18 protein-coding genes are annotated in these 26684 nt (G+C 61.5%); 16 read left to right on the top strand and 2 right to left on the bottom strand.

Annotated features, from left to right (window positions below):
* The first annotated feature begins 183 nt into the window (after positions 1 to 183).
* The 6 genes from ACTQ48_RS02575 (at position 184) to ACTQ48_RS02550 (ending at position 12889) form a co-directional block, all read left to right on the top strand.
* On the top strand, positions 184 to 3066 hold the full coding sequence (locus tag ACTQ48_RS02575; RefSeq protein WP_441570056.1) for a proton-conducting transporter transmembrane domain-containing protein: 2883 nt from the start codon (positions 184 to 186) through the stop codon (positions 3064 to 3066).
* A gap of 12 nt (positions 3067 to 3078) precedes the next feature.
* A complete protein-coding gene (locus tag ACTQ48_RS02570) occupies positions 3079 to 3672 on the top strand; it encodes an NADH-quinone oxidoreductase subunit B family protein (RefSeq protein WP_427795592.1) in 594 nt (197 codons plus the stop codon).
* Positions 3672 to 4388 carry an NADH-quinone oxidoreductase subunit C gene (locus ACTQ48_RS02565; RefSeq protein ID WP_441570055.1) on the top strand — a complete coding sequence of 239 codons (717 nt, stop codon included), beginning with the start codon at positions 3672 to 3674 and terminating at the stop codon, positions 4386 to 4388. The genes ACTQ48_RS02570 and ACTQ48_RS02565 overlap by 1 nt, the downstream gene beginning before the upstream one ends.
* Before the next feature lie 5 nt (positions 4389 to 4393).
* Complete coding sequence (locus tag ACTQ48_RS02560) at positions 4394 to 5482, top strand: hydrogenase large subunit (RefSeq protein WP_441570054.1); 1089 nt, start codon at positions 4394 to 4396, stop codon at positions 5480 to 5482.
* Positions 5483 to 5489: 7 nt separating this feature from the next.
* Entirely contained in the window at positions 5490 to 5831 is a 342-nt protein-coding gene (locus tag ACTQ48_RS02555; protein WP_441570053.1) for a 4Fe-4S dicluster domain-containing protein, read from the top strand.
* Positions 5832 to 6550: 719 nt separating this feature from the next.
* Positions 6551 to 12889, top strand: a complete 6339-nt coding sequence (locus tag ACTQ48_RS02550) for a Spy0128 family protein (RefSeq protein WP_441570052.1) — start codon at positions 6551 to 6553, stop codon at positions 12887 to 12889.
* Positions 12890 to 13494: 605 nt separating this feature from the next.
* Here the strand turns inward: ACTQ48_RS02550 and ACTQ48_RS02545 are convergent.
* Both ACTQ48_RS02545 and ACTQ48_RS02540 read right to left on the bottom strand, forming a co-directional pair.
* Positions 13495 to 14124: a response regulator gene (locus tag ACTQ48_RS02545; protein WP_441054772.1), complete on the bottom strand. Its 630-nt coding sequence runs from the start codon at positions 14122 to 14124 to the stop codon at positions 13495 to 13497.
* Positions 14121 to 15266 carry a sensor histidine kinase gene (locus ACTQ48_RS02540; RefSeq protein WP_441560271.1) on the bottom strand — a complete coding sequence of 382 codons (1146 nt, stop codon included), beginning with the start codon at positions 15264 to 15266 and terminating at the stop codon, positions 14121 to 14123. The genes ACTQ48_RS02545 and ACTQ48_RS02540 overlap by 4 nt, the downstream gene beginning before the upstream one ends.
* Before the next feature lie 166 nt (positions 15267 to 15432).
* Between ACTQ48_RS02540 and ACTQ48_RS02535 the strand changes: the two genes are divergently transcribed.
* From ACTQ48_RS02535 to ACTQ48_RS02490, 10 genes are all read left to right on the top strand, one after another.
* Positions 15433 to 16371, top strand: a complete 939-nt coding sequence (locus ACTQ48_RS02535; RefSeq protein WP_441560269.1) for an ATP-binding cassette domain-containing protein — start codon at positions 15433 to 15435, stop codon at positions 16369 to 16371.
* Between the two features lie 9 nt (positions 16372 to 16380).
* Positions 16381 to 17568: an ABC transporter permease gene (locus ACTQ48_RS02530; protein WP_441570051.1), complete on the top strand. Its 1188-nt coding sequence runs from the start codon at positions 16381 to 16383 to the stop codon at positions 17566 to 17568.
* On the top strand, positions 17555 to 18760 hold the full coding sequence (locus tag ACTQ48_RS02525; protein WP_441570050.1) for an ABC transporter permease: 1206 nt from the start codon (positions 17555 to 17557) through the stop codon (positions 18758 to 18760). Before ACTQ48_RS02530 ends, ACTQ48_RS02525 begins: the two co-directional genes overlap by 14 nt.
* Before the next feature lie 331 nt (positions 18761 to 19091).
* A complete protein-coding gene (locus tag ACTQ48_RS02520) occupies positions 19092 to 20297 on the top strand; it encodes a DUF362 domain-containing protein (protein ID WP_427727237.1) in 1206 nt (401 codons plus the stop codon).
* 385 nt (positions 20298 to 20682) lie between these two features.
* Positions 20683 to 21366: a PAQR family membrane homeostasis protein TrhA gene (trhA, locus tag ACTQ48_RS02515; RefSeq protein WP_427747617.1), complete on the top strand. Its 684-nt coding sequence runs from the start codon at positions 20683 to 20685 to the stop codon at positions 21364 to 21366.
* Between the two features lie 114 nt (positions 21367 to 21480).
* The gene (locus tag ACTQ48_RS02510) at positions 21481 to 22854 is read left to right on the top strand and encodes a hemolysin family protein (RefSeq protein WP_154516597.1); all 1374 of its coding nucleotides are present in this window, start codon (positions 21481 to 21483) and stop codon (positions 22852 to 22854) included.
* Positions 22855 to 22878: 24 nt separating this feature from the next.
* Positions 22879 to 23706 carry a cyanophycin synthetase family protein gene (locus tag ACTQ48_RS02505; protein WP_427747619.1) on the top strand — a complete coding sequence of 276 codons (828 nt, stop codon included), beginning with the start codon at positions 22879 to 22881 and terminating at the stop codon, positions 23704 to 23706.
* Between the two features lie 136 nt (positions 23707 to 23842).
* The gene (locus ACTQ48_RS02500; protein ID WP_154516595.1) at positions 23843 to 24232 is read left to right on the top strand and encodes a YtxH domain-containing protein; all 390 of its coding nucleotides are present in this window, start codon (positions 23843 to 23845) and stop codon (positions 24230 to 24232) included.
* Entirely contained in the window at positions 24232 to 24987 is a 756-nt protein-coding gene (locus ACTQ48_RS02495; protein ID WP_441540366.1) for a PRC-barrel domain containing protein, read from the top strand. Before ACTQ48_RS02500 ends, ACTQ48_RS02495 begins: the two co-directional genes overlap by 1 nt.
* A 72-nt stretch (positions 24988 to 25059) precedes the next feature.
* On the top strand, positions 25060 to 26466 hold the full coding sequence (locus tag ACTQ48_RS02490; protein ID WP_441570049.1) for a polysaccharide deacetylase family protein: 1407 nt from the start codon (positions 25060 to 25062) through the stop codon (positions 26464 to 26466).
* Positions 26467 to 26684: the final 218 nt, after the last annotated feature.

Genomic DNA, 26684 nt, shown 5'->3' with positions numbered 1-26684 from the left:
GCGCGCAGTGGCCCGTGCGCCCGCCGCAACGAGAGGGGGGCGTTGCCTCTCTACTCCAAAGCGGACATGTCCTTACCCCATACGCCTAAAACTCCCCAGTTGACCGAAAACCTGCCGCCTGAACTCCCAATTTGAGCTATAACGTTAAATAATTGCAGCGTTTTTGCATGGGGGAGTGATGGTATGACGCTACTGTATTTCCTTACCCTGTTTCCGCTGGTACCGGCGATGGGCATGCTGCTCGCGCGCAGTGACCGAGCCCGCGATGCGGTAGGGCTTGTAGGCTCCGGCATTATTATGGCGGTGACCGTTGTAGTTGCCGTCTTATTTTTTGGCACGGGTCCGCAGGGCTTTGAGGTTGCCCCCGGCACCTCGCATGTGCTCTCGATCATCAGCTCCGTCATCGACGTAATTCTGTGCGCCGTCATCCTGTACAACGCGTTCAAATATAGGAACGCGCTTACCGGTGTGCTCGGCGTGGTGCAGCTGGTGGGTTCGGTTGCCTTCGCTGCCATGACGCTGCCCACGGCCGAGGTCGTCACCGCCACGCCGCTCTACCTGGACTATATGAGCGTGATCATGGTGCTCGCCGTTGGCATTGTCGGCAGCCTGATCTGCGTGTATGCCCTGGGCTACATGAAGGACTTCCAGGCGCACGATGAGCACGAGGCCGCGCTGCGTGGGCAGACCGCGCCCGACCGACGCCCGCAGTTCCTGGCGCTTATGTTCCTGTTCCTTTCGGCCATGTTCGTCATCGTGACGAGCGACAACCTGGAGTGGCTGTTCTGCGGCTGGGAAATCACCACCGTGTGCTCGTTTCTTATGATTGGCTATACGCGCACGCCCGAGGCCATCAAAAACGCCTTTACCCAGATCATCCTCAACATGCTGGGCGGCATCGCGTTTTTGGCGGGCCTTATGTTCCTGCACGTCAACGGCGTACCGCTGACCATCTCGGGCATGATCGAGCTTTCCGGCGCCGGAACCGCGCAATCCGCGCTGCTGGTGCTGCCGGTCGTCTTGCTGTCGATCGCCGCGCTTACCAAGGCCGCACAGATGCCGTTCCACACCTGGCTGCTCGGCGCCATGGTCGCCCCCACGCCCACGAGCGCCCTGCTGCACTCGTCCACCATGGTCAAGGCCGGCGTGTTTTTGATGGTCAAGCTGAGCCCGCTGTACGCCACCTATCCCGTGACCGGCTTTATGGTCACGAGCGTGGGCGCCATCACGTTTTTGCTCGCCGCCCTCATGGCCGTCTCGCAGAGCAATGCCAAGCGTGTGCTCGCGTACTCCACCATTTCCAACCTGGGCCTCATCAGTGCCTGCCTGGGTGTCGGCGCGCCCGAGGCCGTGTGGGCCGCCATCTTCTTGATCTTGTTCCATACGGTGGCAAAGTCGCTGCTGTTCCTGTGCGTGGGCACGGCCGAGCATCATATCGGTAGCCGCAATATCGAGGACATGGACGGCATGTTCAGCCGCATGCCGCACCTGACGCGCCTGATGATGCTGGGCATCATGGGCATGTTCGTGGCGCCGTTTGGCATGCTTGTGTCTAAGTGGGGCGCCCTGGTGGCGTTTGCGCAGACCGGCAATGTGCTCATGATCATGGTGCTGGCCTTTGGCTCGGCCGCGACGTTCTTCTTCTGGGGCAAGTGGCTCGCCAAGCTCTCGGGCGTGGATTCTACGGCCGAAAACGTGGAGGGCAATGTCCATAAGACCGAATGGATAGCGCTCAACACTATCGCCGCGCTGCTGATTCTGTGCTGTGTAGCGTTCCCGATTATCTCGAGCGGTCTGGTGTCGCCTTACTTGGCCATGGTGTTTGGCCGCGTGCCGTATGTTATTGGCAAGGATGCCATGTATCTAATGGTTGTTATCGTGGCTTTTATCGCCGTGGTGCTGCTGACTTCATTCCGCGTGAGCAACAAACCGCACGTAAACGTATATCTTTCGGGCGTGGGAACCGACAATTACCGTCATTTCCGCGGCTCGATGGGACACGAGGTGAAGGCCGAAAAGCGCAATTGGTACCTGGAGGACGCCCTTGGCGAGAAGCGCATTGGCCCCGCGGGCAGCATCGTGTGCTGCAGCATCATCCTGTTCGCGCTGCTATGCTGCGTATGGATTGGTCCCGATACGCTCGCCATGGGCGAGCCCTCGGTGCTGCGCGGAAAGTATTTCGAAGGCTCGGGCGTCGTGGGCATCTTTATAGGCACCGTGGCGTTTGCCCTGCTGGCGCCTTTGGTTGGTGGCCTGATCGACGGCATCGACCGCAAGCTGTCCGCCCGCATGCAGGGCCGCGTGGGACCGCGTCTGCTGCAACCGTTCTACGATGTAGCCAAGCTCCTGCGCAAAGCCCCTGCCAGCGTAAACACCGTGGACGATACCTACATGGCGTGCGCGCTCATCTTTACCGTGGTGGGCGGCGGCATCTTTGTGTCGGGTTCCAACACACTGTTATGCGCCTTTATGGTTACCCTCGCTGCGATCTTTGTGGTGCTGGCGTCCGCCTCGACGCAAAGCCCGTTTGCCCAGGTCGGAGCCGACCGCGAGCTGCTGCAGGTCATGAGTTACGAGCCCGCCGTTTTGCTGATGAGTGTGGGCCTGTACCTTGCCACCGACAGCTTCGATTCCATCGCCGTGACGGGGCAGTCGGCCCCCATCATCGTGTACAGCGCGCCCATCTTCCTCGCGCTGCTCGCGGTGCTTACCATCAAACTGCGCAAGTCGCCGTTCGATCTTTCGTACTCGCATCACGCGCATCAGGAGATCGTCCAGGGCGTCGCCACCGAGATGAGCGGCGGCACGCTGGCCAAGATGACCCTTATGCACTGGTGCGAGACCGTGCTGTTTTTGATGTGGGTGGGCATGTTCTTTGTTTGGGACAACCCGGTGAGCTGGGTCGTCGCCCTGGTCGTTATGGTCATGACGTATTTTGTCGAGGTACTGATCGATAACACCTTCGCCCGTAGCACCTGGCGCAGCTGCTTTAAGCTCGGCTGGGGTGTGGCGCTGGTGTTTGGCCTGCTCAACCTTATGCCCATCCTCGTCGACGTGTTTATTTAGGAGGCGGCATCCATGGATCATAAAATGTCGCGCTCGCCGTGGGTTATTCATTACGACGGCTCGAGCTGCAACGGATGCGATATCGAGGTGCTGGCCTCGCTCACGCCGCTGTTCGATGCGGAGCGCTTTGGCGTAGTCAACACCGGCAACCCCAAACATGCGGACATCTTTTTGGTGACGGGGTCGGTCAACGCCCAGAACTTGCCCGTCGTGCGCCAGATCTACAACCAGATGCTCGAGCCCAAGTGCGTGGTGGCGTGCGGCATCTGCGCGTGCTCGGGCGGCGTGTTCCGCGATGCGTACAACGTGATCGGTGGCGTGGACCGCGCGATTCCCGTGGATGTGTACGCGCCAGGATGCGCCATTCGTCCCGAGACGGTGATCGACGCCATTGTGGAGGCGTGCGGCATCCTGGACCAGAAGGAGGCCGTGATGCGCGCCGGCGGCGACCCGCTTACCGTGGGCGGTGCTGCTACCTGGGATGGCGGCGTTGAGCTGGGCGAGGACGGATTTGTGGCCGCGGCTGAGGCCGGCGACGCGCCCGCCGCTGGCGACGCACCTGCTGGGACGCCCGCCGCGTCCGCCGCTGCAAGGGGGGCCGAGTAATGCAAAAGGCAATCTATACCACCGTCGAGCTCGATGCGCTGCTGTCGCATGTCCAGGCGCTCAAGGGTTCCGGTGCCCGCTTTGTACAGATGCACGCCGAGCGCAATGTGGACGACGGCACGTATCGCTTGGTCTATACGTTCATCAACGTTCGTGCTGCCCAGGAGCAGATCGCGCAGGACGGCAGTTATGCGATTGAGAACCTGGTAGTCGAGGGCATCGACCAGTACCAGGAGATTCCGTCCATCAGCTCGTACTACCCTGCGGTGTTCCCGTTTGAAAATGAGGCACACGACCTGTTTGGGCTTGCCATTACCGACATGCAGATTGACTTTAAGGGCTTTTTCTACCAGGTCTCGACTGCCGAGCCCATGAGCGTCATCACGCCCGAGGTTAAGGCTGCGCGCGAGAAGGCCATGAAGGTCCGTGCCGCTGCCGAGGCCAAGGCGCGCAAGGCCGCGGCCGAGAAGGCCGCCGCTGCCGCGGCTGCTGCAGGGGAGGGCGCTGCGAGCGTCGGCGATGCCGCGGGCGCCACTGTTCAGCCCACTGCGGCTGCCGGCTCCGATGCTCAGCATGACGAGGCTGCCGCCAAGGCCGCGCTCAAGGCTGCCGAGATGGAGGCAAAGCTCGCCGCCATGGATCCCGAGAAAGCGGCCAAGGTTCGCGCGGCGCTTGCCGCCAAAGCCGCCCGCGATAAGCAAAAAAAGGAGGCGTAAGGTCCATGGCACATCGCTCCGTTATTCCGTTTGGCCCGCAGCACCCGGTGCTGCCCGAGCCGCTTCACCTGGACCTGGTGCTCGAGGACGACCGCGTTATCGAGGCAATTCCGCAGATCGGCTTTGTGCACCGCGGACTCGAGAAGCTCACCGAAAAGCGTGACATGCACCAGTTTGGCTACATCGCCGAGCGCATCTGCGGCATTTGCGCCGTGGGTCACAGCTGCGGCTATGCCAGCGCCTGCGAGCGCATGCTCGATATCGAGGTGCCTGGCCGCGTGCGGTATATTCGCACCATTTTGCACGAGCTTTCGCGCATTCACTCGCACCTGCTGTGGCTGGGCCTGCTCGCCGATGCCTTTGGCTTCGAGGCGCTGTTCTATCGTTCGTGGACCCTGCGCGAGCAGATTCTCAAGATCTTTGAGAGCACGTGTGGCGGTCGCGTGATTCTGTCGATTAACGAGATCGGCGGCCTTAAGCACGATATCGAGGACTCCGAGCTGGCGGGCATTGTCCAGACGCTCGATGCCATGCGCCCCGACTACGAGGCCCTGGTGCATACGTTTTTGGACGACAACAGCTGCGGCGAGCGCCTGCATGGCGTGGGCGTGATCAGCAAGAAAGACGCGCTGGAGCTTTCGATGGTCGGTCCGTTTGGGCGCGCCTCGGGCGTGGACTACGACGTGCGCATGTTTGGCGACGGTGCCTATGCGGACCTGGCTGCGTTTGAGCCCGTCGTTGCTACCGATGGCGACTGCTATGCCCGCTGCCAGGTGCGTTGCGCCGAGGTCACGCAGGCCATGGACATCATTAAGGAGCTTGTGGGCAAGATTCCGCATGACGGCATCGGCGGGCGCACCAAGCTTACGCCGGCCGACGGCGCACGCGGCGAGGTTGTGATTGAGCAACCGCGCGGCGAGGCGTACTACTATGTGCGCGGTAACGGCACCAAGAATTTGGACCGTTTCCGTGTGCGCACGCCGACGTCGCAAAACCTGGCGGGCCTGACGCATGCACTGCAGGGCGTGCTCATTGCCAACGTGCCCATGATTATCCTGACCATCGACCCCTGCATTAGTTGCACGGAAAGGTAGGCGCGGCATGAGTTTGCTGACATTTGCCAAGACGGCCTTGGGCTCTATGGTCAAGCAGCCGGTCACGGTGTGCTATCCGCAGGAGAAGCTGGCGGCGCCCGAGCGCCTCCGCGGGCATATCGTCAACGATATGGACGTGTGCATCTGCTGCGGTATGTGCGCGCGTCGCTGCCCGGCGGGCGCGCTTGCGGTCGATCGCAAGGGTGGTACCTGGTCGATCGATCCGTATGCTTGTGTGGTGTGCGGCGAGTGCATCGAAAGCTGCCCTAAGCACTGTCTGAGTATGGACACCACCCGCACCCCGGTTGCGGCGGACAAGACTCCCACGGTAGAAACCAAGCCGGAGTAGCACTGGAATAGAGCTGGAATAGGGGCCGGTGGGGCAAAAATGCCCCGCCGGCCCCGCGCGTGAACGCGCGGCTAAGCCTCTGCGAACAAAAACTATGCCGGATTACGGGGCTGAATTGCGAATCCCCAACCATATCGAAAACCACGAAGATAAAACCGCAGGTAGACAGCTCGCTTTTTTCAAAAATAGAGGGTATGGATGAGGGCCCCGACTTTAGCTCCGTAATCTGGCATAGTTTTGAAATGCCACCATATCCGTAACAGCCTTTGATCTCCCGTGGACGGAGGAAAACGGACCATTTTGGCCTTGCGAGGGCCGCCTCGTGACCCGTCTGCCACGAAATGGGCCTATCTACTACGTTTAAGCCGCTACCCTCAACCATGCCAAAAAGCGCGAAAACGAAACCGCAGGTAGAACGCCTGCGGTTTTTCATGAAACGCGGTTGTGGTCAGGGGCATCGGGTTAAACATAGTAGATAGGCCAGTTTCGTGGCGAGCACCACCAATTGATCCCCCGGGGACGGAGGAAAACGGGTTCTTTTGCCCCGTCCATCTTGAGTCGCACCCATTTTCCTGCGAAAACCCTCATGTCTCAACTTTGGTGAGACATTTGTCTCACGCTCAAAACCGAATCTGGAACGTGTGTCACCTGCTCAAATTGTGTCTCATTCCGTAACTTGAGGCTGATGCAAGGTCTGAGCCCGCGAGAAGGGAGACGCGATGAGTAAGTACACGAGGGGTCTCTTGGCGGTGATGCTGGCCATAGTGCTGGTGTTGCCAGCCGCAGCATTCGCCATGCTGCCCGAGGCCAACGCCAGGTCCAGCACAGGAATGGACGGACCGACAGTAAACGGGACGGTCGTCGACCCCGATACTAGCGGACGCTGGGAAATCTGGGCGGCTGGCCATAGCGGCAATAAAGTATCGACCCAACACGTCGGCCGAATCTGGACCGACAAGACGGTCAAGGCAACCGAGGAAAACGAAGAGTCGGATTTTCTGACTACGCTTTCGGCCATGTCCTCGACGTCCAATTCAACCGTGACGGTTACTACGCCGCTCGACATCGTGATGGTGCTGGATGCCTCTGGCTCGATGGATGGTGAGATGGGCGGTGGAGATTCCACCAAGCGTATCGATGCACTGGAGAGCGCTGCCAGCAGCTTCATCGACACCATTGCCAAACAAAACGAGAGCATCGAGGGCGTGGATAGGCAGCATAAGGTTGCAATCGTTAAGTTCGCGGGCAAGAAGTCCAACGATATCGGCAACGGGACGTATCGTGACGGAGAACACACCTACAATTACACGCAAGTAATGAAAGGCCTGACCGATTGCTCCGGCGGCAACGTGAAAGCTCTTAAGGATAGGATTGCCGAGATTGAACCTGCTGGCGCCACGCGTGCCGACATTGGCCTGCAGCTGGCAGAGGGCATCACTTCTGGTCGCGCGGACGCTAAAAAGATCGTTGTGTTCTTTACCGACGGCACGCCAACGAGCTACAGCGAGTTTGATTCTTCGGTCGCCAACGCTGCCGTAACGGCCGCCAAGAGCATGAAGGACAGCAAGGCTACCGTTTATACTATCGGCATCTTTGATGGCGCGGACCCCAAAGCCAGCGTCCAAGATTCGAAGACAAGCCAAGAGAACAAGTTCATGCAGGCCGTTTCGAGCAACTACCCCAATGCCACGAAATGGAATACTCACGGAACGCGTGCGGAAAACTCCGACTACTACAAGTCGGCGACCAATGCCGAAGAGCTCAAGAAGGTCTTCGACGACATCTCGCAGGCCATCACATCGGAGGCGCCTTATCCGACCGAAATCCATAAGGGCTACGACGAGACCAAGTCCGGCTACATCACGTTTACCGACGAGCTGGGCGACTTTATGCAGGTTGACGGATTTACCGAAGTCGTCATTAACGGCACGCCGTTTACCAAGGCGAGCAAGACGGTCAATAAAGAAACCAATACCGACACCTACGAGTTCACCGGCAAGGCAAAAGACCTGCTCATTACCGTGCAGCGCGCCGGCGATGACAATCCCCAGAAGGGCGATATCGTAACGGTCAATATTCCTGCGTCGTTGATTCCGCTGAGTCACTTTAAGACCGTAGACGGCAAGCTTTCGGTCGACAACGTTAAGCCCATTCAGGTGAAGTATGCTTCGAGCGTGAAGAGTGTTGCGCTCGACAACCTATTTACGCCTGAGGAGGTCACGGGGCTCAAGGCTTACATCGAAAAGAATACGACCGTTGCCGACGATGGCACCAAGACCGTGAACTTCTACGCGAACAAGTGGGAGACCGGCGCGTTGGGTAATACGGTTGCGACCTTTGAGCCGGCCGACACCAACCGCTACTACTACTTCCAGAAACAGACCCCAATTTACACGGACAAGGACTGCACGCAGCCTGCAAAGAATTCGCTGGCAGATACCGGCACCTATTACTACAAGGATGAGTTTGAGGAGCAGGGCGAAAACGATGAGGCCAAGCCCGCCTCTGCCGTCATCGAGTTTATCGGCGGCGACGCTGCGAAGTTTGACGGCGCTATTGTTGCTGACGAGGACGGCAGCCTTTCGTTTAGCGTGGGAACCGCGCGCCTAGCCTTTATCGACGAGCTCCACACCACCAAGGAGAGTGTGGGCGGCAACAACACTGGTACCGCGACCGACGTTCTTAACCCCAAGTGGAACAACGTGTCCGCCAAGGCGACCGCGACGCATGTCAATTCCTACCTGGGCAACAACGGCAAGATCAGCTTTAACGTGACGCCGACAACGGTGGATACCAAGGCCAGCTTTGGCCTGTCCAAGGTGCTCGAGGGCCGCAGCTGGACGGATGCGGACGAGTTTAAGTTTGAACTCTCCGCAACGTCCGAGAATGACGCCCCGATGCCCGCACCCGCGACAGCGACCGTGACCAATGACGACCTGGACGACAATGGCAAGGCAGCTATCGACTTCGGCGAGATCACCTGCAACAAGCCGGGCGAGTACACCTATGAGGTCCGCGAGGTCAAGGGCGGCGCCGGTGGCATCACCTACAGCGAGAACGTTGCCACGTTCAAGGTGACCGTGGCGGTTAAGGCCACGGGTGGGCTTAAGGCTGACGTTGAAAAGATCTCGGGCAAGACCGAGTTCAAGAACACCTATAGCGCCAAGACGGAAACCCCGCTGACTCTTGAGGCAACCAAGACGCTCACGGGGCGCCCGGTGGCCGATGACGAATTTAAGTTTGCGCTGAGCTATGCGGGGAACGACGAGGTTCTGCTGGATGCAACCAACAAGAGTGGCAAGGTTGAGTTCGGGCCGCTGACGTACACGACCGAGTCGCTTGCCAAGCTGGTCGAGGAGGGCAAGGCGTCGGTTGATGCTAGCTCCGACAAGCCCACGTGGACCATTCGCTACATTGCTGCCGAGCAGACCGGAAAGCTGCCTGCGGGCGTGAGCGCCACCGTGTCGGCAATTGACGCATGTGTAACCGTTGTCGACAACGGTGATGGTACCCTGACGGCGACGGCTGTCTACGGCGATGCCGGCAACGAGTTTGTGAACACCTACACTGCCGCGCCTGTCGAGGCATCGCTTGTGGGCAAGAAGAATCTGCAGGTTCCTGATGGCTTGACCCCGGCTGACATTGCCGGCAAGTTCACCTTTACCGTGACCGGTGAAGAGGGCGCACCCATGCCCGCGAACGCGAGCGTGACCAATGATGCCAAGGGCAAGGTCGACTTTGGCAAGATCACCTTTACGCTCGACGACCTTAACAAGGCTCTGGGCGAGAAGCCCGAGAAGCGCGAGCACACCTTTACCTACACCGTGACCGAGTCCGGTGAGGTCGCTGGCGTGACCAACGACGCCGAGACTTCGCGTACGGTTTCCTTCACCGTGACTGATGACGGCGAGGGTACTCTGAGGGTGTCCCGCAAGCCGGACGGCGATGCGGCATTTACGTTCACCAATACCTATAGCGTGACGCCCGTCGAGAAAAGCGTCACCGACCAGATCACCGCGAATAAGGTCCTGACCGGACGCGAGCTTGCTGCCGGCGAGTTCTCCTTCGAGCTCGTCGAGGGCGAGGGCGAGGACGCCAAGGTCGTCGCCACCGGCACCAACAATGCCGAAGGCAAGATCACGATGAACGCCGTGAAGTACGACGAGCCCGGCAAGCACACCTACACACTGCGCGAGGTCAACGGCGGAACCACCAGCAAGGGCGTCACCTACAGTGATGCCAAGTACACCGTTGAGACCACCATCACCGACAACGGCGACGGTACGCTCAAGGCCGAGCATGCCCTGAAGGACGACGTCAAGGCTGCAACTTTCGAGAACGCTTACAGCGTGACCCCGCTCGACACAGAGCTCGACTTTGGCCTGAGCAAGGCCATCGACGGTCGCGACTGGACGGATGCAGACAAGTTCAGCTTTACCATCACGGCCCCCGAGGGCACCCCACTGCCTGATCCCGCAACCGTAACCGTGAGCAAGAAGGACGCGGAGGATGGCATCGCCGCCATCAAGTTCGACAAGATCCACTACACGGCTGCCGGAACCTACAAGTACGAGATCCGCGAGAACGCGGGCAGCGCGGCCGGTATGACGTATGACGCGCATGTCGCAACTGCCGAAGTGACCGTGACCGAGAACGGCGACGGCACCCTGACCGCCAACGTCACCAAGAAGGAAAGCGGCCGCTTCACCAACACGTACCGTACTGAGCTCGATTACGCCGCGGCCGGCGGCCTCAAGCTCAGCAAGACCCTCTCCGGACGTCCCATGACCGAGGGTCAGTTCACCTTTACCGTGACGCCTGCCGACGAGGCTTCGGCCATCGCGCTCGGCCTGCACGAGGGCGCCAACGTGTACAAGTCCCCTGCAACGGCAGAGGCAACGGTTGGCCTGATCGACATCCTGGCTGGCCATGAGGTCAAGTTTACGCAGGCTGACGCGGGCAAGACCTTTACATACACCGTTGCCGAGAAGAACGATGGCCAGCCCGGTTACACCTACGACGAGGCCGTGCGCACCGTGACGATCGCTATCGCCGACGATGGCGCTGGTACGCTCACCGCTACGACGACCGTTTCCGGCGGACCCGAGGGCACGCATGCGACGGTCTACAAGAGTGGCGAGAACAAGGTCGAGAGCGCCGTGGTCCCGTTCGCCAACAGCTACCACGCATCGACCGATAACCCGGGCGGCGAGCTTGCGCAGATTGTCGCCACCAAGACCCTGACCGGTCGTCCGATGGCCGACGGCGAGTTCTGCTTCGGTATTGCCTATGCAGGTGAGACGGAAGCCATCAACGGCACTACGGCGTGGAACGTTAACGGCCAGGTGAGCTTTGGCACGCTGCATTACACGACTGAGATGCTCGCCGATTTGGTGAGCGCCGGACGCGCCATCCGTACCGACACGGACGCCAAGCTTGCGTGGACTATCAACTACACGGCGTTTGAGTACACGTCCCCGCTCGCAGCAAAGGGTATTACTGCCGCGAAGTCGAGCTTTAGCTTTAAGGTCATCGTCGTCGACAACGGCGACGGCACTCTGACGGCGAAGCCTGACTACGGTGGCACCGAGCCCGTGTTCGAGAACGTCTATGGCGCCGATGCCGTTGACGCCGCGCTCGCCGGCGCCAAGAAGCTCCAGGCTGCCGGGGGCCTGACCCCGGCCGATATCACGGGTAAGTTCACCTTTACCGTGACCGCCGATGAGGCGGGCGCCCCGATGCCCGAGCGCACGACCGCAACCAACGACGCGGCCGGCAACGTGGACTTTGGCAAGATCCACTTTACGCTCGAGGACCTCAACCGCGCCTTGGGCGTGACGGATGATGCGACCGATAAGGCCGAGGCAGACGAAGCTGACGAAGCCGAGGCCGACGAGGCAGAGGCTGAAGAGGCCGACGTCGACGCTGATGCCAATACCGACGAGTCCGGCGGCGAGTCCGAGCCCGCAGCCCCCACCGCCCCGCGCTCGCACACCTTTACCTACACGGTGACCGAGTCCGGTAGCGCCCCTGGCGTGACCAACGACGCCAACGCCACGCGTAAGGTTTCCTACACCGTGACTGACGACGGTGCCGGACATCTGAAGGTCGTGCGCGAGGGTGACGACGGCGCTGCCTTCACGTTCACCAACACCTACAGCGTGACGCCTACCGATTCTGTGGTGACCGATCAGGTCAAGACGGTCAAGCGTCTGACCGGACGCGACCTTGCAGCAGGCGAGTTCACGTTTGAGCTGCTCGAGGACGGCGTGGTTGTCGCGACCGGCACCAACGACGCCAATGGCACCGTCGCGCTGAGCCCGATCCGCTACGAGGCACCTGGCGCGCACACGTACATGCTGCGCGAGGCTTGCCCCAACGCGCTCGGCCTGTACAAGGGCGTCACCTATGACGGCACGACCTACACCGTCGTGACCACCGTCTCCGACAACGGCGACGGCACGCTGACCGCGACGCACAAGCTCGAGGGAACTACTGAGTCGGCTGGCTTTACCAACAAGTATCATGCCATGCCCACGCAGGTCTCCATCGGTGCCATCAAGGTGCTCGAGGGACGCGAGCTCAAGAAGGACGAGTTTAGCTTTAAGCTCGTTGGCGAGGACATCGAGTCCACTGTTACCAACGATGCCGACGGCAAGATCAACTTCGACAAGTTCGAGTACGACGAGCCCGGTACGTACGTCTACACCATCAGCGAGGTCAAGGGCGACGAGGCCGGTATGACCTATGACAAGTCCGTCTTTACCGCGACCGTCAACATGGCCGATGACGGCGAGGGCAACCTCAAGGCGAATGTCGCCTTTACCAAGGGCGACAAGAGCGTCGAGGGCATCGTGTTCAACAACACGTACAAGAAGCCCGAGACGCCCGTGCCGACGCCCGATCCCGGCACGCCCAAGACCGTGACGAACATCGTCAAGACGGTCAAGGGTTTCCTGCCCACCACGGGTGACCAGCAGACCGCCGCACTGCCCATGGCATTTGTTATCGCCATGGCCGGCGTCGGAGCCCTGGTCTGGGGTATCCGTAAACGCTAGGCACGCTGGCGGCGCCCGGGGCAAAAAGGCCCCGGGCGGCCGGCGGGGAGCCAGAACATAGCTCACCCCCCACCCCCCAGCCGCCACGGAGGCATCTCCCTCCTCCGTGGCGGCGCTTTTGTGCGTAGGCGAGGAGGGCTCGCCACGAAACCGGCCCATCTACTACGTTTAGTCCCTTACCCCCAACCATGTCAAAAAACGCGAAAACAAAACCGCAGGTAGAACGCCTGCGGTTTTGCTCAAAACGAAGGTATGGTCAGGGGTATCGAGTTAAACGTAGTAGATGGGCCGATTTCGTGGAGCGGTTCCGGCTGATCCCTTGGGGACGGAGGAAAACGGATCATTTTTGGCTTGAAGCGGCTTGCGGAGACACTTGACGTGGCCGCTCGGACAAAACTAGGCCGGTTTACGGGGCTGAGTCACGAGTCCCCAACCATGCTGATATTCGTGAAAATAAAACCGCAGGTAGACGAGCCGTCATTTTACAGAAAACGCGGGTATGGATGGGGGTCCTGAGTTTGGCCCCGTAAACCGGCATAGTTTTGAAATGGCATTAAACCGGTAGCAGACATTTTGTTATGTCGGGGCGGTCGGTCTTCGGGCAACTACCCTCGCAGGTAGGCGATGGCGATTTGGGTGCGGTTGCGCAGGCCCATTTTGGCCAGGATTGAGCTGATGTGGTTTCGCACGGTGCCTTCGCCCATATAGGCGGTGGCGGCAATCTCCTTGTTATCGAGGCCGCGGGCAATGAGCTCGGCGACCTCGAACTCGCGGTCGGTCAGGCTGACGAAGGCCGCGGGCCGGCGGGTCGTGCCCACCTCGACGCCCGCCCCATCAAAGTTGATATCCTCGATCGCCTTACCCTCGAGCACGCGTTTGCCGTCCATGACCTGGGCCAACGCCGGCGGAATGGCAGCGACATCGGTTTTGATCAGGTAGCCGCGGGCACCCAGTTTGAGCGCCGACACAATGTACTCGTCATCCGAGAATGTCGTCAGAAACACCACGCGCGCCGCAGGGTCGCGCTCAAGGATCTCGCGGGCCGCCGAAAGCCCGTCGCGCCCCGGCATCTGAATGTCGAGCAGCGCGATATCGGGTGCGTGTTCGGCATAAAGAGCCACTGCGTCGTTGCCGTCGGCGCCGGTACCCACCACCTCGATCTGCGGCTGGGCGCCCAGGATTATCTTGAGCGAATCGACCACCAAGCGGTCGTCGTCGACAACGATGAGCCTCATCGGCCCTCATCTCCTTGCTGTTTGGGAACGGTGGCAAACACACGCCAGCCGCCGGTGCCGGCGCGCGGGCCGGCGGTGAAGGTGCCGCCAAGCGCCTCGACGCGCTCGCGCATGGAGCCGAGCCCCATGCCCTCTGCGGTGCCGCGGCTGCTTGCTTGGACCCCGCCCGCGCCATCGTCGGTAACGATGAGCTGGTAAAACGACGGATGCTCCATGCATCGTACGGTGACAGTATGGGCGCAAGCATGGCGTATGGCGTTGGAAAGCGCCTCGCGCAGGACCGCCGTAAAGCAGTTGGCGACATTTGCGGGCGCATGCTCGGCCAAAACCTCAAGTTCAATCTGCGGCCCGCCATCTGAGCGCGCGCCCTCCACGATGCGCTCGAGCTGTACGGAGAGATTCGCCGCGTTGTCGTTGAGCGCGTGGACGCTCGAGCGCACGAGCTGAAGCGCTTCGTCCACGGTGCGCTTGACGTCAGCGAAGTCGGCGGCGACGCCGGGCTCGTTGGCGTGGACCACGCGTAGGGCCTCGGTTTGCAGCGAGGCGCGCGTGAGCTGGTGTCCCACGTTATCGTGGATCTCGCGTGCGATGCGGGCTCGCTCGGCGAGCGTTGCGAGCTCGACCTCGTAGTCCTGGCGGTCGGCAAGGTCGCGGTTGCGCGCCTCGAGCGCGAGGGCTCGCTCCTGCAGCTCGTCGCGGGTGCGACGCATGCGCTCCTGCTCGCGCTCTAGCTGAGCGGTGCGCAGAGACAGCAAGGTGGCGGCGACTGAAAGGATGGCGGTCAACAGCAGCGCACGGGTGGGAAGCGCGCCGGCGTGGGCATATGCGACGAGTGCGCAGACAAAGATGGCGCCGGCGCCCAGCGCGACCCAAACGTGTTCACGGCGCACGTATCGCGCGATGTCATAGAGGGCGAGGGGCGCAAACGGCACAAACGACGGCACAAAGACGGTCACCATAATGTAAGCGTAGCTCGCGGCCTCACCGGCGCGGCGGGCACGTTCGCCTTGCGCAATTTCCGTAAGCGAGGCGACTGCGACGCCAAGACAAAACGCCGCGACCAAGCAAGCATCCACAGCAAGGCCCAGAGCGGCCGCGATACAGCACGCCAGCACGATCGATTTGTCGAATAGCCTGTTCATACGGGTATTGTACGCGATGGTGCGCGCGACGATTGCTCAGGTGCCGCAACCGTGACATTCCTCCCGCCCGCCCCCGCCGCACTCGTGACAAAGCTCACTGGTGCGCGCCGCCCGCACCTGCGATGATGCAATCGTACCGGGCCGAAATCAACAGAAGGGCCACCTCATGACAGACATCGTCCGCGTCGAAAACCTCGTCAAGCGCTACGACGATCTTATCGCGCTCGACCACTTTAACCTGAGCATCGCCCCCGGCGAGATCTTTGGTCTGCTGGGCCCCAACGGCTCGGGCAAGACCACGTCCATCAACTGCATTCTGCAGCTGCTCGCCTACGACAAAGGCACCATCGAGTTGTTCGGCGAGCCCATGACGCCCGCCCGCTACGACCTCAAGCGCCGCATCGGCGTGGTGCCGCAGCAGGTGGCGGTGTTCGACGAGCTCACGGTGCGCGAGAACATCGACTATTTCTGCAGCCTTTACGTCAACGACCGCAAACGCCGTCGCGCGCTGGTCGACGAGGCGATTGACTTCGTCGGGCTGGGCGACTTTGCCAAGTTTCGCCCCGGCAAGCTCTCGGGCGGTCTGGCGCGTCGCCTCAACATCGCCTGCGGCATCGCGCACAAGCCCGAGCTCATCTTCTTCGACGAACCCACGGTGGCCGTCGACCCGCAGAGCCGAAACGCCATCCTGGAGGGCATCTGCCGCCTGCGCGACGAAGGCGCCACGGTGGTGTATACCAGCCATTACATGGAGGAAGTCGAGCAGATCTGCAGCCGCATCATGATTATGGACGGCGGGCGCGTGCTGGCGCAGGGCACCAACGACGAGCTCAAGCGCATGATTCAGATGGGTGAGCGCGTGACCGTCGAGGTCGGCGCCGTCGAGCTCGCCACGGTCGAGCGGCTGCGCGCCCTCGAGCACGTGCTTTCGGTTGAGCTTTCCGGCGGCGAGCTCGTCTGCACCTGCGAAGCGAGCCCGCACAATCTGGTTGACATCCTCGACACGCTGCGCGCCGCCGATGTGGCGCTCGGCCGCGTGTGGAGCGAGCCGCCGACCCTCAACGACGTATTCCTCGAGATCACCGGCCGCGAGCTGCGCGACTAGGGGGCGGCCATGTTCAACACCATTATCATTACGGTCAAGACGCTGCTGCGCCGGCCGAGCACGTGGGTCTGGGGCGCGATCTTTCCCGTCGCGCTTTCCACGATGTTCATGTTTATGTTTGCGAATCTGAGCTCCGACGGCACGGTCGACCCGGTGCCGGTGGCCGTCGTGGCGGATGAGGCCTGGGGCGCCTCGACCTTTAAGGACGTGGCGACGTCGCTTGCCAAGGAAGGCGACGACCAACTGCTCGAGATCCACGAGTGCGACGATGCAGTCGATGCGAACCGTGCTCTTAAGGCCGGCGAGGTCGCGGGCATCTATGCGGTCGATGCTGCGGGCACGCCCAAACTCACGTTGCTTTCGAGCTATGACAGCTCGCGTGCGACGTCGGTGCTCACCGACCGCAGCATCCTGGAGACGGTGGCAAGCTCGTATACGCAAAATGCCGAGCTCATGCGCCAGATTGCCCAGGACAACCCGGCGGCGCTCGCCGACCCGGAGGCGGTTGCGCGCGCCCTGTCGCTCGAGGGCGGAATCCGCCGTGTGAGCCTGACGCGTGCCACGCCCGATGGCACGGTCATCTACTACTACGCGCTCTTTGGCCTGGTCGCGATGATGTCTGCCGAGTTTGCCGCCTTGAGCGTCGTCGACCTGCAGCCCAATCTGTCTGGCCTTGGTGCGCGTCGCTGCGTGGGTGGCCTTTCCAAGACGGCGTCGCTGGCCGGCATCTTTGTGGGCTCGTGGTTGGTCTCCTTTGCCTCGATGACGATCGCGATCGGCTACGTGCGCCTGGTCGTGGGGGTCGACTTTGGCGGGCGCGAGGGGCTGTGTCTGGTGGGTGGTGCCGCGTCCGCGCTTGCCGCGACGGGTCTGGGCCTTTTTGTGGGCACGCTTCCCGTTAAGGGCGGCAAGGCGTCCAAGTCGGGCATCCTCACGGGCTTCGCCACCACGTGCGCCCTGTTCGCCGGCCTCTACGGCGAGCCGGCGATGGCGCTTGCCGACGACGTCGCCCGCGCCTGCCCGGCCGAGAGTTGGCTCAATCCCGTCAAGCTTATCTGCGACATGTTCAACCGCTTGTATTTCTTTGAGGACCTGGGCCCCTTTGCCGTTCGCGCCGGCGCGCTGGTCCTTATGGCGTTGCTGTTCGTTGCCGTCGCCACGCTGATCTTTGGAAGGAGCCGCTATGAGCACCTTTAAGACTGCGCTTCGCATGGCGCTGGCGCACCCGTTCTACCTGCTCATCTATACGGTGTTCATCTCGCTCATGGGCGTATTCATCGCGGCATCGGTGAGCTGGAGCTCGTCGCAGCTCACCGAGTACGAGCCCTACGACACCAACGTGATCGTGGTCGACCGCGACGACAGCGACCTTTCGCGGGCACTCACCAAGCACCTGGGCTCGCGCTTTGATCTGGTCACGGGTATCGGCGAGGACACCTACGACCTTGCGGACGCGCTTTCCAAGAGCAACAGCGCCAAGGGCAGCGCCGACTGCGTGTTCTTTATCCCGGAGGGGTTTGAGGACGACCTCGTTGCAGCCGCCCGAGCGGGGGAGTCCCTGCCCAAGCTCGATGTGACCTACGGTGCCGGCACCATGGCGGCGGCGCTTTCGTCTGCCGAGGCCTCGCGCTGGATCTCGCTCGCGGGCGCTGCGGCCGCACTTGATCCTACTGCCTCCGACGGTGACGTCGCCAAGGCCGCCGAGCATGCCGCCGTCAAGCGCGCGGAGGTCGAGATTGAGCAGGTCAAGGTCGACTCGACAGCCGCCGCCACGCTTGAGTCGTACTTCAACTTTGGCACGTACGCGATTATCTCGTCGGTCATCGTATCGGTGGGGCTGGTGTTCTCGGGCATGAACGAGCCCGAGCGCGTGCGCCGCATGGATGCCGGCCCAATCTCCGAGCGCCAGCGCTCGCTTGCCGTGTTTGCGGCCGCCGCCGTGCTCGCCGTCTGCATCTGGTTTGTGTCGAGCATGATGGGCGTCGTGGGCTTTGCCGGCGCGGTCGCCGAGGTCGGCGCGAGTCGTGTGTGCCTAGCGCTGGCGGCAACGTTTGCCCTGGCGTGCACGCCGCTGGCCGTTGGCTTTGCGTTGTCGAGCCTGGGCGCGCGCGAGGAGCTGCTCAACGGTGTGGGTAACCTGCTCGGCATGCTCATGACGTTTTTGGGCGGCGCCTGGATGCCGCTGTCGCTGATGGGCCCGGCCGTGCAGACGGTGGCGCACTTTGTACCGACGTTTTGGGTGAACGACGCAATCGGCAAGGCGCTCTCGTCGGACCTGACGTCCGCCGTGCTGGGAGACATCGCCTGCGATCTGGGCGTCACGGTGCTCTTTGCCGCGGCCATCGCCGCCGTAGGCCTAGCCCTCGCACGCGCCAAATCCCACGCCTAGCTACCTAGTCATTGGGTGCTCATTGGGGACAGACTTAAACGACCAAGAGTGGTCATTGGGGACAGACTTAAACGACTAGTCATCGGGGACAGTCTTTGCCGATTCGCCGGCTCGCCGGCAGGGTTGCCAAGGACTGTCCCCAGCTGCCGGCAGGAAAGGAACGTCCCTAGCTGCCAGGTGGCGAGGCACTCATTTAAGTCCGTCCCCAATGAGTGGTTTCAGTCATTTAAGTCTGTCCCCAATGACTAGGCGCCGTACTTGACTTTGACCCCGCTTTAACGGGTACCATCCTCTATGTCTGTAACTCCATATAGACCGAGGGGATAGATCTATGACCGCAACTTCACCCGCAGCACCCGCTAAGGTGTACTTCACCAACTTGCGTACGCATGCTCGCGAGAGCCAGCTCGACAAGCTCAAGCGCCTCATCCGCCGCGCCGGTATTGAGCAGATCGACTTTGAGAACAAGTTCGTCGCTATCAAGATTCACTTTGGCGAGCTGGGCAACCTGAGCTTTTTGCGCCCCAACTACGCCCGCGCCGTCGCGGATGTCGTGAAGGAGCTGGGCGGCAAGCCTTTCCTCACCGACTGCAACACGCTCTATGTCGGTAGCCGCAAAAACGCGCTCGAGCACATCGATACCGCTTATCAGAATGGCTTTACCCCGTATGCCACGGGCTGCCAGATCATCATCGCCGACGGCCTTAAGGGTACCGACGAGGCGCTCGTCCCGGTCGAGGGCGGCGAGTACGTGCGCGAGGCCAAGATCGGCCAGGCGCTCATGGATGCCGATATCGTGATTAGCCTCACCCACTTTAAGGGCCATGAGCAGGCCGGTTTTGGCGGCGCCATGAAGAACTTGGGCATGGGAGGCGGCAGCCGTGCGGGCAAGATGGAGCAGCATGCCGCCGGCAAGCCGAATGTCGCGACCGAGCACTGCATTGGCTGCCGTGCCTGCGAAAAGATCTGCGCGCACAACGCTATCTCGTTCGACGACACCCGCGAGCGCGAGCTTGCCAGCGGCGCTACTCGTACGGTGCACGTGGCCGCCATCGACCACGATCGCTGCGTGGGCTGCGGACGCTGCATCGGCGTGTGCAACCAGGACGCCATCAAGCCCGTCTATGACGCCGCGGCCGACGTGCTCAACTGCAAGATCGCCGAGTACACCAAGGCCGTCGTCGACGGCCGCCCGAGCTTCCACATCTCGCTTGCCATGGATATCAGCCCCAACTGTGATTGCCATCCCGAAAACGATACGCCTATCGTCAACGATATCGGCATGTTCGCGAGCTTCGATCCGGTCGCCATCGACCAGGCCTGTGCCGATGCCGTCATGGCGTCCGAGCCGCTGCCCAACACCGAGCTCACCGATAGCGCGGCCAAGATGGAGCATAACCACGAGCATCTGGAGGGCGAGCAGGCGCGTGACCCCTTCTGCATCACGCATCCCGACACCGACTGGCGCGCGTGCATCGCGCACGCCGAGAAGATCGGCCTGGGCACGAGCAAGTACGAGCTTATCGAGGTCAAATAGCGCCTAGCTATTGGACAATATAAGCACCTTTGTGGCGTAATTCGAGCAAAAGCCGCCCGCGAGCACAGCGCTCACGGGCGGCTTTTCGGAAGTATGCGGCAAATTTCGAGACCGCCGAGCACACGACATTTTTTGGCAACAAAACCCCTGATAAATTGTTGGTAAAACTGCGGTCTGGTCGGCAGTTCCAGATTTTGCCGCATACTTCCGAAGGCGGGAGCCAAAACGGTCCTCCAGCGCTGTAATCAACCATGATTGTTCGCCGTTGATGCGTCAACAAGAAAAGAATGGGTAAACAAGGGGTCACGTATGGTGCAAATTTCGCACGTACCCAGACGCTTTGATATAGTGTTGAGAACTCTTTACGTTGGAGGATGTAACCGGCATGTCCGATTCGAGCGACAGTTCTAAGCCGCGACCCAAGACCGCGGCCGTTCCACACTACACGGTGGGTGAGGAGATCATGAACTCCGTCACCCATGGTGTCGGTTGCCTGCTGGGCATCGCGGGCCTGGTGCTCCTGATCGTATTTGCCGCTCTTCGCGGCGGAGGCCCGGCTCACATGGCCGCGGCGATTGTCTATGGCGTCAGCATTATCCTCGAATACCTAGCCTCTACGCTCTACCACGCGATTCAGCCCGCACGCGCCAAGCGCGTGTTTCGCATCATCGACCACAGCTGCATCTACCTGCTCATAGCCGGCAGCTATACGCCGTTTTGCCTCATCACGCTCGCAAACGATGGCGGCCCTATGCTGTTCTTTGCCGTATGGGCCATCGCCATTATCGGCATCGCCCTCGAGTGCTTTATGCGCGAGCGTCAACCGCACTGGGTAAGCGGCCTGGTCTACCTGCTGATGGGCTGGCTCGTCGTCTTTAAGCTGCCCGAGCTCGTGTCGCTGCTCAACCCCGTGGCACTTGCCCTGCTCGCTGTCGGCGGCGTGTGCTACACCGTGGGCGTGCCGTTCTACATCGCTAAAAACGTGCGCTACCTGCACAGTGTGTTTCACTTGTGGGTGCTCGCCGGCAGTATCTTCCAGTTCATGGCGGTGATCCTCTTCGTAATCTAGCGATCACGTCTGTGCCTGCGGACCCATCCAAGCGGCCGCCGGACGCAACTGCCCTATCCGTTATCTACGCTTACTACCTAACGTCCCGAATCTTGGAGGTTCGAGAAACTCCCGATGGACATAACCATCTCCCTTATCACCACCCTCGTTTTGACCCTCATCAACGGCTACTTCTCTATGTCCGAGATGGCGCTCACCACGGCAAAGCGCGCCGTGCTGGAGCACGAGGCCGAGGAAGGCGACAAACGCGCCGAGCGCGCCGTTAAGCTGGCTGCCGACTCCGACCAGCTGCTCGCCACCATCCAGGTCGCCATCACGCTCGTGGGCTTTGCCTCGTCCGCCGTCGCCTCGACGAGCTTGTCCGACCCGCTCGCCACGTGGCTCATGAGCTTTGGCATCGCGCCGCTCTCTGCCATCGCGCGCGGACTGGCGCCGGTCATCATCACCGTTGCGGTCGCCTTCGTGTCCATCGTGATTGGCGAGCTTGTGCCCAAGCGCATTGGTCTGGCCAATGCCGAAGGCGTGTCCAAGCAGGTCGTGGGGCCGCTGTCGTTTTTCCAAAAGATCGCCCGTCCGCTCGTGTGGCTGACTGGTGCTTGCTCCGATGGTCTGGCCCGCATCCTGCGCATCAAGAGCGCCGACGATCGCCAAAACGTCTCGGAGGAAGAGATTAAGTACATGGTCTCGGAGCAGGACGACCTGCTCGACGAGGAAAAGCGTATGATCCACGAGATCTTCGACCTGGGCGATACCGTTGCCCGCGAGGTCATGGTGCCGCGCGTGGACACCACCATGTGCGAGGACGACGAGACGGTCGCCGACGTGCTGTCCACTATGCGCCAGACCGGCTTTAGCCGCATCCCCGTCTATCACGAAGATCCCGACAACGTGGCGGGCATCGCGCACATCAAGGACCTGATTCAGCCCTCGCTCGACGGCGAGGGCGACCAGCCCATCGCCGGTTATTTGCGCGACGCCACCTTTGTGCCCGACACCAAGGACATCCTGCCGCTGCTGTCCGAGATGCAGACTTCGCACGACCAGATCGTGGTGGTCGTGGACGAGTACGGCGGCACGGCTGGCATCATTACCATCGAGGACATCGTCGAGGAGATCGTGGGCGAGATCGAGGACGAGTTCGACCCCGACAACAAGTACCTCACGCGTCTTTCGCGCCGTGAGTGGCTCGTCGATGGGCGTTTTTCGTGCGATGATGCGATTGAGCTTGGTTGGCCGCTCGAGGAAAGCGATGATTATGAGACCATCGCCGGCTGGATTTTGGAACTTTGCGACTCGGTGCCCGACATCGGAGAGGTGTTTGAGGTTGCAGGGTACAAGTTCAAGGTGCAGTCGATGCGTGGCCAGCGCATCTCGCTTATTCGCGTGATCGCTCCGGCCGAAACCGATAAGAAGGATTCCGAGTCCTCGGCAGATAAGCCGGCGACGCCGGGCGCGGGCTCTGCGGGCCCGCACGACGGCGACGAGTAGGGCAAGGAAGAGTAGGGGAGAGTTATGGCAGGCCTGTTCAACATCCTTAAGGTCACCGTCAGCGAGGACAAGATCTGCGCGCATGTGCTGGTGAACCCCGGCATGCCGCTCATGACCTCGGAGGACATCGAGGCCACGGCGCGCGTGTACTACCTGGTGCCCGCGATTGCCAAGCACCTGTGCCTAGGCGATTCCGGTCGTGAATTCCAGGACTGCATGGGCCAGACCGAGCTTTGCCATCTGCTTGAGCACGTGACAGTGGAGCTCATGAACGAGACCGGTCTCGCCGGCAGCATTTCGTGCGGCCGTACCCGCGTAAGCGAGCACGATGAGCGTGTCTTTGAGGTTGAGCTTTCATGCCCCGATGACGCGCTGGCCATCGGCGCGCTGTCTTCGGCGACCTTTATGATGGACTGGGCTTATCTGCACGCCGACCAGCCTGCCCCTGACGTGGAGGGCACGGTCGCGGGCCTGCGCAACCTGGTGCTGGGTATGCGCGCCGAGGCCGAGGGCAAGGATCCGCACGAGGCCATCGCCGCCGCAAACGCCGAGGACGGGGCCGAAGGCGAGGCTCCTGCCGATTCCGAACCCGGCGTCGAGGCAGCTGCTGAGGAAGCTGTCGAGTCCGAGCCCGCGGAGCCCCAGGGTGTCCCGAGCTTTGACGATGAGCTGCAGGAGGCAATCGATACCGAGGGCGCGACCGCCGAGAGCCACGAGGCCCCCGCTGCCGTCTACGGTGGCGCGGCGACGGTTCCGGCAGGTCCCGCACAGGAAGGTGCGCTTCCGCTCGTTGATGGCGCCGGCGAGGACCCGGCGGCCACGGTGGCCATGCCTGCCATGCCGCAGGAGTAGGCTCACTCGCTTATCACCATCATGTACCTGCGCTTTTACCGTACGCAGATGAGCGCGACGGCAAGTGTTGCGCTGCGGGTATAATGGACAGCATTCAAACGGTGGGCATTGAGGTGCCCGCAGGAGAGGAATGATCATGGGAAAGACTTTCAGCTTTGTTTCCGGTGCGCTCTTTGGCGCTGCCGCCGGCGCTATCATCGGCGTTGCTCTGGCCCCGCGCTCGGGTGCCGAGACCCGTGCCATGGCCGCCGATATCGCCAACGATGCCTGGGACAACATGCGCGACACCTACGAGCACGGTGCCGAGGAGGCTCGTGCCGCGGTCAACGACTTTGGTCCGATGGTCGACGCCAAGACCGATGACCTGCGCGCCAAGGTCGACCTGGCCCGCGAGCGCATGGACCAGCTTCGCGAGCAGCTCAACGACGCCATCTCGGGCGGCAACGTGACGCCCGCTGCCGACGTCGTGGTCGAGAACGTCACTGAGGCCGACACCGAGGCCACGGAGCCCTCGACCGAGGCATAATGCGCGCAGGGGATTTTGTCGGCGTCAAGGTTTATCGTAAGCCTGCCGAAGACAAGCGCACCAAAAAGGACGGCACGCCGCGCAGCCCCAAAAAGCTCGGCAAGATTCACTTTCCGGTCTTTACCCCGGGCGGTACGCGCGTGGTGGGCTTTATGGTTCGCCAGTCCGATATCGCGGGCATGATCGAGCGCCCCGATCGATTTGTGGCGCTCGATGCCATCGGCGTCTATGAGGGTGCTGTCGCGGTCGACGACGTCAAGGGCACCTACGATGCCGCCGCGGCCAAGCGCCTCGATATCAACCTGGACGACTGCATCATCTGGGTTGGCATGGACGTGCGCACGGAATCGGGCGATGTCGTGGGCTACTGCTCGGACGTTGAGTTCAAGCCGCGTTCGGGTATCGTGCAGACGTTCTACGTGACCGCCGGCACTGCCTCGAGTGTGCTGGTGGGCGACACACAGATGCCGCCGGCGATGCTGCGCGGCTACGAGAACGGCGCGATGATCGTCTCGGACGAGGTCAAGTCGCTCGGGTATTCGGGCGGCGCGGCCGCCAAGGCTGCCGAGGCCAGTGTCGTGGTGGGCGATAAGGTCAAGAAGGGCGCCAAGGTGCTCGATGACAAGGGGTCGGCCGCCGTGGACAAGGGCAGTCGCGCACTGGGCAAGCAGCTCGGCAAGACGCGCGGTATGTTCAAGGCCTTTAAGGACGAATATCAAAAGGCGAGCGGGGGCTCGTCAAAAGCTAGCAAATAGCGACGTACCAAATGACGGGGGGCGAGCCGGAGACATGTTGCTCCGGCTCGCTGTGTTTATGGGGGAGGGCACATGCGCCAAAACGGATCTAACTTAAACGGGCGCTCGGGTGCGCGTCCGACGGCGCGACGCGACCTGGGGCAGCTGCCCAGCGGTCAGCGTCGACGTCGCCGTAAACCCGGCGCGATGTACCTCAACCATAGCCGTGGGTTTAGCGATCGCAGCGCGCGCATCGGCAACGGGCGCTCACCGCGCCGACCGTCCCGACTGCCCTATGCGCTCATCGCTGTCGGCTGTGCGCTCGTGCTGTTTATCGCTGCCGTCGTGGGCTATGTCAATCGCAGCGTGGACATTGTGCTCAATGGGGAGCAGGCTTCGGTGCGCGTGGGCTCCACGTTGCAGAACCTTATCGATGATCAAGGCCTGACCGACACCTACGATGCCGGCGACTTGTTGGCTGTCGACGATAGCGTGCTTACCCGCCGTGGCGGCGAAAAGCTGTCGGTGAAGGTGGACGGCAAACGGGTGAAGCAGGGCAAGTGGAATAGCCGCGAGCTAACGGGCGGCGAGAAAGTGACGGTCAAAGACGGCCGCGACACGTACGAGAAGCACGAGGTCCAGGTCACGACCATTGAGCCCAAGTTGAAGGTCGAGGGCACGGGCGCTATCGAATACGTTAAAACCTGGGGCGTTCGGGGCCGCTCCGAGGTATGGGTCGGCGAGCAGTCGGGCAAGACGCAGGACCGCGGCGAGGTCGTGCCCGCCACCGACTGTGTAGTCGAGTGCGCGAGCGTAGCGCCCAAGGGCAACGAAAAGTACGTGGCCCTGACATTTGACGAGGGTCCGAGCGGCGCGACCAGGCAGGTCTTGCAGGTGCTCAAGGAAAAGGGCGTCACGGCGACGTTCTTCCTTTCGGGCGATGCTGCGGAAGCCTCGCCCGCTACTGCCAAAGCGATTGTCGATGCCGGATGCGAGATCGGCTCCAACAGCTACAGCGATGATTCGCTCAAGGGCAAGGATCGCGAGGCGGTGCGCAAGCAGATCACGAAGGGCACCGAGGCGATTAAGTCGGCGACCGGCGTCGAGACGATGTTGCTGCGTGCTCCCTACGCCGCGTTTGACGAGCAAAACTGGATCGATGCGATGGACCTGGTGTCTGCCGTGGTCTCGTGGAATATCGATTCGGGCGACTGGCTGCTCAACGGCGCCGACGAACAGGTTTCGACAGTGCTCGAATCGGTGACTCCGGGCAACATTGTTTTGTTCACCGATAGCGACGAGTGCTCCGAACAGACGCTCGAAGCGCTGCCGCAGATCATCGATGGCCTTGTCGCCAAGGGCTACAAGATCGTGACGCTGAGCGATTTGGTGAAGACGGATACGTCGCTGAGCAAAAAACTCACCTCGCTAACGAAGACTTCCATGCCCAAGAACGCCGTGTTTCCCCAGCTCGCCGAAGATAACGACACCACAGACTAGTCACGGGGGACGTTTTTAAACGACTATGTCACGGATGCGTCAGCGTTTGGTATGCCTGCGATGTTTGGAGCATAAATTTGGCGTCACGGCGCGATGCTGATGCTATAGTTACTGCGGATAACAAGGGTCAAGAGAAAGGTTGCAGGTGAAATCCAAACCTCGACCATACAGTCGATGACCCCTTGCAGGTGCTTCTTGCGCATGCACGGGGTGTGAGC

Origin of the sequence: Collinsella sp. Sow4_E3 (assembly GCF_052116285.1) — a bacterium.
In the GTDB taxonomy this organism is placed as follows: Bacteria; Actinomycetota; Coriobacteriia; order Coriobacteriales; family Coriobacteriaceae; genus Collinsella.
Note: the sequence above shows the minus strand (reverse complement) of the source record. Positions and strands in the feature narration are given on the sequence as shown.